Below are 11,466 nucleotides of genomic sequence, written 5' to 3'. Positions count from 1 at the left end.
ATTATAAAAGACTTATTTATAATAATAAATAATAATTTTAAATAGTTCTAAATCATTTTTTCTTAAATTTGGTTAATTATCAAAAAACTAAATGGCCAAGAAAATTACGAAATCAAAATCAATCGAAGAAACCCTTTGGGATTCCGCCAACAAACTGCGCGGATCTGTGGAATCTGCAGAATATAAACACATTGTTTTAAGTTTGATCTTCCTGAAATTTGCAGGCGATACTTTTGAAGAAAGAAAGCAGGAACTCATTGCCGATGGCAAAGAACAGTTTACCGAAATGGTGGAATTCTACACCATGAAAAACGTCTTCTATCTTCCCAAAGAAGCACGTTGGTCTTTTATTATGCAACAGGCGAAACAGCCCGATATTGCGTTGAAAATTGATACCGCACTTTTTACCATAGAACAAAATAATCCTGCGTTGAAGGGCGCATTGCCCGATAATTATTTTTCACGTTTGGGATTAGATGTAAGCAAATTATCAGCATTATTGGATACCATTAATCAAATTAATACGATTGCAGACAGAGAACACGATTTGGTGGGTCGCGTTTACGAATATTTCCTCTCCAAATTTGCTTTAGCGGAGGGAAAAGGAAAAGGGGAGTTTTACACGCCGAAATCTATTGTAAATCTTATTGCAGAACTCATTGAACCTTTTGAAGGAAAGATCTATGATCCGTGTTGCGGTTCCGGTGGTATGTTTGTGCAGAGTGTGAAATTTGTGAACGAACATCAGGGAAATAAAAAACAGATCTCGGTTTACGGACAGGAATATACGGGTGCGACGTACAAACTGGCAAAAATGAATCTCGCCATTCGTGGGATTTCTGCCAATCTGGGCGATACTGCGGCAGATACATTTTCTAATGACCAGCACAAAGATCTGAAAGCCGATTTCATTATGGCAAATCCGCCCTTTAACCAAAAAGACTGGCGCGCTGCGAATGAATTGGTTGATGACCCACGTTGGAACGGCTACGATATTCCTTCCACAAGCAACGCCAATTATGGTTGGATCTTACACATGGTTTCCAAACTTTCTGAAAATGGAGTGGCGGGATTTATCCTGGCAAATGGGGCGCTGAGTGGTGATGGAACTGAAAAAGCCATTCGCAAGACTTTAGTAGAAAATGGTTTGGTTGAAGCCGTTATTATTTTGCCTCGAAATATGTTTTACACCACCGATATAAGTGTAACGCTTTGGATCATCAATAAAAATAAAACGCAAAGAACTGTAGAAAAAGGAACAGAACTTCGCCGATATCGAAATAGAGAAGACGAAGTTTTATTTATGGATCTGCGGGAAATGGGCGTTCCTTTTGAGAAAAAATATACCGAGTTTTCTGTAGAAAATATTAAAGAAATTACTTCTACTTATCACAATTGGCAAACCGATGGCAACTATGAAAATATCCCGGAATATTGTTACGCTGCCAAAACAGAGGAAATAAAAAGTAAAGATTATTCTTTGGTGCCGAGTAAATATATTGAATTTGTCAACCGTGATGAAAATGTTGATTACCACGAAAAAATGACTGCTTTGCAGGAAGATATTATGAATTTATTGAAAGCAGAACAGCAAAGCAATGTGGAATTGAAGAAAGTATTTGAAAAGTTGGGCTATGAAGTTGGGGTATAAAAAATTAGGAGATTATATCCGATTGGTGGATGAACGAAATAGAAACCTGGAAGTGGAGACGCTTTTGGGTTTGAGTATGCGTAAGGAATTTAGAAAATCTACCTCAAATGTTGTAGGAACTGATATGGCAAATTATAAAATCGTTCGTAAAGATAGATTTGCTTGCGATTTTATGTCTGTTATTAGGGTTTTTAAATTACCTGTGGTTTTACAAACAAAAGATGAAGCCATTTTAGTTTCGCCTGCATATTCTGTTTTTGAAGTTATTGATAAAAATGCTTTAATGCCAGAATATTTGATGCTTTGGTTTCGACGTTCCGAATTTGACCGTTATTGTTTTTTTAAATGTGATAGTGCTGTAAGAGGTGGATTTAATTGGACAGAACTTTGTGAGACTGAAATTAATATACCTTCTCTTGACAAACAAAAAGAAATCATTGCAGAATACGAAGCCATAGAAAACCGCATCCAACTGAATAAAAAACTCTGCGCCACTTTAGAAGAAACCGCACAAACCATTTACAAACATTGGTTTGAAGATTTTAAGGATTATGAACATTTAGGAAACCACGTTGATTTTGGACCTGCTGTAAAAATTATCGCTGAGAAATCCTACAAGTTTGTTGAAATGGCAAATGTTTCCGAAACTTCACTAAATGTAAAAAAAGTTGAATTAAAAAATTATAGTGGTGGTGCGAAATTCAGTTATAATGACACTTTACTTGCACGTATAAGTCCTTGTTTACAAAATGGAAAAACAGCTTTCGTAAACTTCTTAAATGAAAATGAAGTTGGCTTTGGGTCTACGGAATTTATTGTTATTCGTGCAAAAAATAGAATATCACCATACTGGGTTTATTGTCTTGCAAAGGACGAAAAATTTAGAGAGTATGCAATTAGCAGTATGATTGGTTCCACAGGCAGAGAACGTGTTCACTCAAAATATTTGGAAATATTTAAAATTCCTAAAATAGATTATTCTATTATGAAAAAGTTTGATGAAGAAGTGAAATATATATTTGTTAAAATTAAAAATTTATCAATATTATCTCAAAAGTTAGAAGAATTACAAAGTTTGCTTTTGGGGAAAATGACAGTAGAAATTACTGCTTATAACAATGATTAAAAAAACTAATGATATTTTCATTCGTTGATTAAAACAATTTGTTGTATTAATTTAATAAGCAAATAAAAATAAAAATGGAAGAAGAAAAGATATTTAAAATAATTTCAATTGATGGTGGGGGAATAAAAGGTTTGTACTCCGCAAGCATTTTGGAAAAATTTGAAAAGAAATTTAATTGTAAGACCTCGGATCATTTTGATATGATTTGTGGTACGTCAACAGGAGGTTTAATTGCACTGGCTTTATCAATAAAAATATCAGCAGAAGACATTCGTAAGTTTTATGAAGCAAAAGGTGAAATAATTTTTCCAAAACATAAAGAAATTTCCGTTCCTTTTTTTGGAAAAATAAACAGAGGTCTTTGGAAGCAAATAGCATTTGGAGGTAAATACTCAAATCTAGGTTTAAAGGAATCTTTAAAAGAAATTTTTGTAGATAAAAAAATTGGTGATTCAAATAATTTACTTTGTATACCAAGTTATTCTATTACAGAAGCAAAGCCAAAAGTTTTTAAATATGATCATAAAGAAGGTGGATTATCTAGAGATAACGATGCAAAAATGATAGATATTGCATTAGCAACTTCCGCTGCACCAACATATTTACCTATGGCAGAATTGCCATATTTTAATAATGAACAATTTGTTGATGGAGGAGTTTGGGCTAATAATCCGACTTTAGTTGGATTATTGGAGGCTTTAAATAATTTTGTTGGAAAAGGTAAGAAATATGATAAAATCAGTATTCTATCTTTAAGTAGTCTGAGTATTACTGGGGGAAAACCTACGGGTTTAAAAAACGAAAGATCTTTTAAAGATTGGGGAGCTGATCTATTTGAAACATCAATGAATGGACAATCATATTTTACTGATTTTTTCATGTCTAAAGTAAAAGAAATAAGCGATATCAAAATTGATTATCTTAGAATTCCATCTGCCAATATATCTAAAGAACAAGAGAGTTTGATTCAACTTGATATTGCTAATAAAGAAGCATTTAATTTAATGCGGATTAAAGCTGACGATCAAGCATTATTATTCGAAAAAACAAAAGAAATAGAGTATTACTTTACAACACTTAAAACATATAAAACAAATGGCTGATTTACATGCGACTTTTACTGAATTTGATGATATAATTAGATTATCATCAAAGAAAAAAGACAAACTTCGAACCTCTAGAGATTCTATTAGAACAGATATTGAAAAGTATTTTGAAGAGTACCGGGATAAACATACTGTAGGTTTCAAAGGGCAAGGTTCTTTCATGATGCATACTACAATTCACCCATTGTCTAGTGAATATGATGTTGATGATGGTGTTTATATTTTTGGTAAAGAAGAGGACAGACCTACAATGCAGACTGCTCATAATTGGATTTTTGATGCTGTACGAAATAGAACTAGTTCAGAATCTTCGGATAAAAATACTTGTATACGTGTTGTTTACAAAAGTGATTATCATGTAGATTTACCAATTTACTACAAAACAGACAATTCTGAAGACGAATATACATTAGATGATGAAATACCACAACTTGCGCACTTGACAAAAGGATGGATTAAAAGTGATCCTTATGCTTTTACTAAATGGTTTTTGGAAAAAGCTAAAGGTAAACCTCAACTAAAAAGAATAGTTCGTTATCTCAAAGCATGGTCAGATAAGAGACAAAACGACAATAGTTCTTTTAGATTCCCAAGTGGAATGGTTTTTACAATTCTTGCATCAAATTCTTATGTTGAAGATAACAGAGATGATGTGTCTTTATTAGAAACTTTGAAAGCTATTCAAAAAGAGATTGATGATACGAGATTTAATTATTCTTATTATGAATGTTATCGTCCAACTGTTGATGAAACAGAAAATCTTCTAGATAAATATTCGGCTAAAACAACAAAGGATAATTTTTTAAACGCGTTGGACTCTCTTATTGAATCTGGAGCACAAGCCATCGAATTAAAATCAAAAAAAGATGCTTGTTCTAAGTGGCAAAAACACTTAGGAGATCGCTTTCCTTGTTCATCAGTAGTAGAAGAGACATCAAATGCTGCTGCGAAAGTTTTTTCTAGTCCTGACCAATTAAGTTTTGATAATAAGTCAGCATAATGATTTTAGAGGAAATATATAATTTAATTTCAAAAACTGAAAATGCTAGGATTGTATTTACAAAGGATTTAAGTGGCAATAATTCTTTAAAAAAATATGAGAGAGTTATTTCTATTGAAACTGAACTATCTTTGAATGAAGGTCTAAAGATAGTTCATTTATATATTGCTCTTACAGAACCCTATTCTGTCAATTTACCTAAAATATTTATTGATGATAAATCATATGAGCAAATTAAATATCTACCACATGTTAATCATGATTTAAGTATTTGCATAATTGATGAAAATGAAAATTTCAATTATGACATAAAACATATTCCAAATTTAGTATTAAACTTAATTTCTGATGCTAAAAAAATACTGAGAGGTAAAGACGATAAAGATTATTTAAGAGAAGAATTTGAGAGAGAATTTACTGCTTATTGGAATATTAATTATAGCGAAAAGAATGAGTTAAGAGAAATTGGACTGTGTTTAGTAGATTTTGAAAATTTAAACAATATTAAAGCTGTGAAATTTTTAAATAGGTTAGGACAGTATCAATATTTAGTTTATAATGTAGAATGTAAATTTAATCTATTCAAAAATTACATAAAACTACGAGGAATAAAGTTTGATGAAATTGAAATATTCTTTGCTGAGTATACTAATGTAAATCCTCCATTTAAGATAAATTATAAAGACTCTTTGAAATATTTGACTGATAAAGATACTTTTAGAGAAAAAATAAACAAATTTTCTGGCGACAAATTTATAGTAGTTTTCAAAGGATCGCAAAAAGAACTGTTTGGTTGGACTTATTCTTTTACAAATAAAAAAGCAAAAGGGTATCGGCAGTTATCTAATTGGCAATTTTTAAATTCAGCGTTATCTAGTAATAATTTTGTTGATAGATTGTACTTTTCTGATATCTCGCCAAAAAGATTAGATACAAGAACAGCAGGTGACGAAATTGTTAGAAACTTGAAACTTGCTGTTATAGGAGTTGGCAGTGTAGGTTCAAATCTTTTACATTATTTAATGAAATATCCTGTTTCAAAATATTGTTTAATTGATTCAGATATTTTAAAAGTTGAAAATGTTTATAGAAACTATTTTGGCTTCAATTTTATTTCAAGATTTAAAACTAAAATTTCAGAATATGAAATTTTATCAAAGAATCCTTTCACAAAGGTTATAACAAATGAAAAAGATATCTGTGAAGTTCTTTCACAAAATCCAGAGTTTATTGAAGATTATGATTTTAGATTTCTAATTTTAGGGGTTACAAGAATTGAAAAGTATATTATTCAACATTTAATTTCAATTAAATCTGATAAACCAATTTTTGTATTATGGGTTGAGCCATATTTAGCAAGTGGTCAAATGATTTATCTACTTCCTAAAGATTTTCAAAAAGGAATTGATCTGTTAGAAAACTATCCATATCATGTAATTAAAAAAGGTCAACAATTACTCAAAAAAGAAGGATCATGTCAAACCGGTTACATGCCATATTCTGATATAAATTTAAGTTTATTTTTAAGCGCAATTAATCCTATCATCTATTCTATTTTAAATGAAAATAAAAATGACAAGTCTCAGATTTTTGGATGGATAGGAAATTTAGATCAAATAAAAAGCACGAGTATTGAAATTACTGATAACTATAAGTCTACAAACAATTTTACATTATTAGAACATGAACTTTAAGAATTATAAAACAAAATGGTTAATATCTTTTATAGCTGTTTTAGCAATCGTTTGCAATATTTTGTATATATATTTTGACAAATTCATAACTGGGTATCCAAAATTCAAAGAGATTTCAAATTATATAGGTTTTACATCTATTCTAGGTTTGATGATTTTAGTTTTAAATTTCATTGATAAATATTGGTGGAAGTATTTTTTTACAAATATTATAATTAGCATTCCTGATATTAATGGAAGATTCGAGGGAACTATGACATCATCTTATATTGATCCAGTAACTAATCAAAAAATAATATTAGATTGTGTGATGGAAATAACACAAACAGCTTCAAATATTCATGTGCATACTTACATTGGAAGAAAAGGAAATCAAACTTCTTCCTCTGAGACTATATGTGAGGTATTGAAGAAAAAACCAAATAATTTTTATACTTTGTTTTATAATTATGGAAATATATCCAACTTAAATGTAGAATTTAATGATCATAAAGGAACGGCTTATTTGGATTATTTTCCTGATGTTAGATCTTTTAAAGGTAATTACTTTAATGAAAGATTAAATAAAGGAGTAATAGAAGTTAAATTTAAATCAAATAAATTAATAGGAAGATTTAATGAGATACTTTAAATTAATAGAAATAATTGATAATATTTTGAAATCTAAAAGTATTGATTTCACAGGTCTAGGTTTAATAATTTACAGGGAATTAAAAAATTTACCTTTAGAGTCAATTAATGAAAATTGCCTATTAGGTGAAATTTTGATCGATGTAAAATCAATTAGTAATAAATTAATTGAAATTAGTACAAAAGACAATATTTGTCACGATGGTTTTCATCTCGTAAACGAAAGTTTTGACTTAACAGATTTATCATATTATTTTTCAACACCAATTTCGAATGTACTAAAGCCATCCCACATGAAAGGAAGTAGATATAGAACAGCATTTTATGGATCTTTATTAAATGATGTCTTGTGCACAGTATCAATAAGTTCAAGATTTGATGTTTTTATTTTTATTAATGGAAAAGAATTTACACTTGATGAATATCGATTGCTGTAATTTTAATTTATTTATATCACAGATTGTTTTAAATGTTTTTAAGAAATACATTCAAGACGATGAACAATCTCCCGAATCTGGTGGTATTGTAACTGGAAAAGTCTATGAAAATGATATGATTGAGATTTTAAATTGCTCGGAACCGTCTGAATTAGATACAAGTTCAAGATATAATTTTAAGCGATCTTTTCAAACAGCTCAAGTTTTTATTGAAAAACAATTTGAACAGTCAAATGGAGAGGAAATTTATTTAGGTGAGTGGCATACACATCCAGAAGATTATCCAAAGCCATCTAATTTAGATATCAAAAGTTTTATTAAAACAATAAGTCAAAATAGATTAAATTCTAAAACTCATTTTATGATTATTGTAGGACGAGTTTCGATATATGTAGGAATCTATAATAATAAGAAACTCAAAAAAAGAATTACAATTAATAGAATATGAAATTCACAGAATCCCAATTAGAAAAAAGCGTGATTTCCTTGCTCGAACAGCAGGGCATTCCGCATACTTCTGGTCTCAAAATTCATAAAACTTTAGAGGAAGTTTTGCTGAAAGAGGATTTGAAGAATTACCTCTATCAAAACTATGCAGATATTTCGCCCAACGAGATCAAGCAGATCATTCTAAAACTGGATTATTTTTCTTCTTCCGCTTTATACGAAAGCAATCGCGATATTCTGCGTTTGGTTTCCGATGGTTTTGTGCAGAAAAGAGAAGATGCACATAAAAAAGATCTGTTCATTCAGTTGATTGATTATTCCTCCAACGACCAGAATATTTACCGTTTCGTCACCCAGTTGGAAATAAAAGGAACAGAGAAAAGAATTCCCGACGGCATTCTCTACATCAACGGAATTCCTTTGGTGGTCTTTGAATTTAAAACAGCCATTGAAGAAAATAAAACCATCCACGATGCGTATTTACAATTAACCAACCGCTACAAAAGAGATATTCCGGAATTGATGAAGTACAATGCTTTTCTGGTCATCAGCGATGGCGTGAACAACAAAGCAGGTTCTCTTTTTGCACCTTACGAATTTTTCTATGGTTGGAGAAAAGCCGAAAGCAATGAGCAGATTGCCAAAGACGGTATTGCTTCCCTTTTCACCATGGTAAAAGGTCTTTTTGATAAAAACAGATTGCGGGATGTGGTTCAGAATTTTATTTATTTCCCGGATACGAGTAAGAAAAAAGAAAAAATCGTTTGCCGCTATCCGCAATATTACGCCAGTAGAAAACTATATGAAAATATTTTAATTCACAGAAAACCAGAAGGCGACGGAAAAGGCGGAACTTATTTTGGAGCAACAGGTTGTGGCAAAAGTTACACAATGCTTTACCTTTCCCGCTTATTGATGCGAAGTACAGAAATGGCAAGTCCGACCATCATTCTCATTACCGACAGAACCGATCTGGACGAGCAACTTTCCGGCACTTTTACGAATGCAAAAAACTTTATTGGCGATAATCATATTGTTACGGTTTCTTCGCGTGAAGATCTACGCAATCAACTGAAAGGTAGAGAAAGTGGCAGTGTTTTTTTAACGACCATTCACAAATTTACGGAAGATACAGAACTGCTTTCCGAGCGGAATAATATTATCTGTATTTCTGATGAAGCGCACCGTTCACAAATTAATTTAGATAAAAATCTAAAAATTACGGAAACACAAGTGAATTCCAATTACGGTTTTGCGTATTATCTGCATCAGTCTTTGCCAAACGCCACTTATGTGGGTTTCACTGGAACACCGATTGATAAAACCTTGGAAGTATTTGGCGATGTGGTAGATTATTATACGATGAAAGAATCGGTTCAGGATGAAATAACGGTTCGTATTGTTTATGAGGGCAGAGCCTCAAAAGTGATTTTGCAAACCGAAAAGTTAAAGGAAATTGAAGAATATTACGCCAATTGTGTAGCTGAAGGTTCGAGCGAATATCAGGTGGAAGAAAGTAAAAAAGCAACCACGAATATGAATGCCATTTTGGGCGATAAAGAACGTTTACAAGCCTTGGCAGATGATTTTGTGAAGCATTACGAAAAGCGTGTCAATGAAGGTGCAACGGTTTGCGGGAAAGCGATGTTTGTTTCCAACAACCGGGAAATTGCTTACAAGTTTTACAAAGAATTGATAGCACTTCGTCCGGATTGGGGAACCATAAAAACCCATGATGAAACGCAGGAACTTTCAGATAAAGAAATGAAAGATCTGAAACCCATTGCCAAAGTAAATATGGTGATGACCCGGGATAAAGATGATGATGACGATTTGTACAAAATTTTAGGAACGAAAGACGACCGAAAAGAACTCGACCGACAGTTTAAACAGGAGAAATCTAATTTTAAAATTGCCATTGTTGTCGATATGTGGCTTACAGGTTTTGATGTGCCATTTTTGGATAGTATTTATATTGATAAACCGTTGCAGGAACATTCTTTAATTCAAACGATTTCGAGGGTTAACAGAAAGTTTAAAGGCAAAGACAAAGGTTTGGTGATCGATTATATCGGTATCAAAAATAATATGAATTATGCTTTGGCGAAATTCAACAATGCCGATCAAAATGAATTTGAAGATATCGATAAAGCCATTACAATTGTAAAAGACCAATTGGATTTGTTGAGAAAGATTTTTCACAATTTCAACACTAAGACATACTTTGAAGGCAGTCCAATCATGAAACTGGAAAACCTGAATCTCGGTGCGGAATTTATTCAATCAACTCAGGATTTAGAAAAACGTTTTATGCGCATCGTTCGGAAAATGAAAGAAGCGTATAATATCTGTTGTTCGTCTGAAGCATTTACTTATGATGAAGTAGATGAACTGCATTATTATACCGCGATCCGTTCCATCATTTACAAACTCACCAAAAAAGAAGCACCTGATATTTCGCAGATGAATGCAAGAGTTGCGAAAATGGTGGAAGAAGCTCTGCAAAGTGATGGGGTAGAAGAAATCTTTAAAATGGATGAAAATGCCGGAGAAAAAATTGATATTTTCGGTGAAGAATATCTGGAAAGGATTGACAGGATCAAACTTCCTAACACCAAAATAAAAGTGCTGCAAAGACTTCTGAAAATGGCAATTGACGATTTTAAAAAAGTCAATAAAATAAAAGCAGTCGATTTCAGCAAACGCCTCCAAACCATCGTCGATCAATACAACGAGAGAAGCGAAGATATGGTGTTGGCAAATGATGTTTTAGACGATCTTGCGGGACAAATGGCAGATTTACTCCGCGATCTAAAAACCGAAAAATATTCCTTTGAAAAAATGGGAATTGACTTTGAAGAAAAGTCTTTCTACGATATTTTAAAAGCCATCAGAGATAAATACAAATTTGAATATTCTGAAGAGCAGTTAATTGCATTGGCAAAAGACATCAAAATAATAGTGGACGACAAAGCCAAATACACCGATTGGAGCGAAAGGGAAGACATCAAAGCCGAACTAAAAGTAGATTTAATTTTAAAACTCGCAGCGCATGGTTATCCACCAGTGACAAGAGATGAAGTTTATAAGGAGATTTTTGAGCAGGCGGAGAATTTTAAGAAGTTTCGGGAGTAGGTATTATTCCAATTTACTTTGTGTATCAACATCTTGAAGAACTTCGCCAAAGTTCTAAACTTTAGCGAAGTTTTACCCAGCAAAGTTGAAGTCAGCATAGTACCAGACTTTGCCGAAGTTTAAGTTAGATAAGTTCTTAAGTGCTCCTCTTTTCAAATAAAAAAATACTTATTATTTTTGTCTTAAAGAAATACGCCAAAACAACAAATTTGCAGCGTAAATAACTTTGCCAAAGTTTGG

The 11,466-nt window shown here is 31.9% G+C and carries 9 protein-coding genes; all 9 read left to right on the top strand.

Annotation, left to right across the window (positions count from 1 at the left end; translation table 11 throughout):
* Window positions 1-91: 91 nt before the first annotated feature.
* Entirely contained in the window at window positions 92-1,651 is a 1,560-nt protein-coding gene (locus ACN0WB_RS10885; protein ID WP_417431686.1) for an N-6 DNA methylase, read from the top strand.
* Window positions 1,635-2,777 carry a restriction endonuclease subunit S gene (locus ACN0WB_RS10880; protein WP_417431684.1) on the top strand — a complete coding sequence of 381 codons (1,143 nt, stop codon included), beginning with the start codon at window positions 1,635-1,637 and terminating at the stop codon, window positions 2,775-2,777. Before ACN0WB_RS10885 ends, ACN0WB_RS10880 begins: the two co-directional genes overlap by 17 nt.
* 74 nt (window positions 2,778-2,851) lie before the next feature.
* Window positions 2,852-3,880 (top strand): CBASS cGAMP-activated phospholipase, encoded by a 1,029-nt coding sequence (locus ACN0WB_RS10875; protein WP_417431682.1) that lies wholly within the window; start codon window positions 2,852-2,854, stop codon window positions 3,878-3,880.
* Window positions 3,873-4,883, top strand: a complete 1,011-nt coding sequence (locus ACN0WB_RS10870) for a CBASS cGAMP synthase (RefSeq protein ID WP_417431681.1) — start codon at window positions 3,873-3,875, stop codon at window positions 4,881-4,883. Before ACN0WB_RS10875 ends, ACN0WB_RS10870 begins: the two co-directional genes overlap by 8 nt.
* Window positions 4,883-6,577 carry an E2/UBC family protein gene (locus tag ACN0WB_RS10865; RefSeq protein ID WP_417431679.1) on the top strand — a complete coding sequence of 565 codons (1,695 nt, stop codon included), beginning with the start codon at window positions 4,883-4,885 and terminating at the stop codon, window positions 6,575-6,577. Before ACN0WB_RS10870 ends, ACN0WB_RS10865 begins: the two co-directional genes overlap by 1 nt.
* Window positions 6,567-7,208 (top strand): hypothetical protein, encoded by a 642-nt coding sequence (locus tag ACN0WB_RS10860; protein ID WP_417431677.1) that lies wholly within the window; start codon window positions 6,567-6,569, stop codon window positions 7,206-7,208. The genes ACN0WB_RS10865 and ACN0WB_RS10860 overlap by 11 nt, the downstream gene beginning before the upstream one ends.
* Complete coding sequence (locus ACN0WB_RS10855) at window positions 7,195-7,644, top strand: hypothetical protein (RefSeq protein WP_417431675.1); 450 nt, start codon at window positions 7,195-7,197, stop codon at window positions 7,642-7,644. The genes ACN0WB_RS10860 and ACN0WB_RS10855 overlap by 14 nt, the downstream gene beginning before the upstream one ends.
* Entirely contained in the window at window positions 7,625-8,092 is a 468-nt protein-coding gene (locus ACN0WB_RS10850) for a Mov34/MPN/PAD-1 family protein (protein WP_417431673.1), read from the top strand. The genes ACN0WB_RS10855 and ACN0WB_RS10850 overlap by 20 nt, the downstream gene beginning before the upstream one ends.
* Window positions 8,089-11,226 carry a type I restriction endonuclease subunit R gene (locus tag ACN0WB_RS10845; protein WP_417431671.1) on the top strand — a complete coding sequence of 1,046 codons (3,138 nt, stop codon included), beginning with the start codon at window positions 8,089-8,091 and terminating at the stop codon, window positions 11,224-11,226. Before ACN0WB_RS10850 ends, ACN0WB_RS10845 begins: the two co-directional genes overlap by 4 nt.
* Window positions 11,227-11,466: the final 240 nt, after the last annotated feature.

Origin of the sequence: Halpernia sp. (genome assembly GCF_048269545.1) — a bacterium.
Classification (GTDB): Bacteria; Bacteroidota; Bacteroidia; order Flavobacteriales; family Weeksellaceae; genus Halpernia.
This window is presented reverse-complemented; position numbering and strand designations above follow the sequence as displayed.

Excerpts from the sequence above, each read along its gene's own strand:
- ACN0WB_RS10885 (WP_417431686.1), top strand. The coding sequence starts at position 92 with ATGGCCAAGAAAATTACGAAATCAAAATCAATCGAAGAAACCCTTTGG.
- ACN0WB_RS10880 (WP_417431684.1), top strand. The coding sequence starts at position 1,635 with ATGAAGTTGGGGTATAAAAAATTAGGAGATTATATCCGATTGGTGGAT.
- ACN0WB_RS10875 (WP_417431682.1), top strand. The coding sequence starts at position 2,852 with ATGGAAGAAGAAAAGATATTTAAAATAATTTCAATTGATGGTGGGGGA.
- ACN0WB_RS10870 (WP_417431681.1), top strand. The coding sequence starts at position 3,873 with ATGGCTGATTTACATGCGACTTTTACTGAATTTGATGATATAATTAGA.
- ACN0WB_RS10865 (WP_417431679.1), top strand. The coding sequence starts at position 4,883 with ATGATTTTAGAGGAAATATATAATTTAATTTCAAAAACTGAAAATGCT.
- ACN0WB_RS10860 (WP_417431677.1), top strand. The coding sequence starts at position 6,567 with ATGAACTTTAAGAATTATAAAACAAAATGGTTAATATCTTTTATAGCT.
- ACN0WB_RS10855 (WP_417431675.1), top strand. The coding sequence starts at position 7,195 with ATGAGATACTTTAAATTAATAGAAATAATTGATAATATTTTGAAATCT.
- ACN0WB_RS10850 (WP_417431673.1), top strand. The coding sequence starts at position 7,625 with ATGAATATCGATTGCTGTAATTTTAATTTATTTATATCACAGATTGTT.
- ACN0WB_RS10845 (WP_417431671.1), top strand. The coding sequence starts at position 8,089 with ATGAAATTCACAGAATCCCAATTAGAAAAAAGCGTGATTTCCTTGCTC.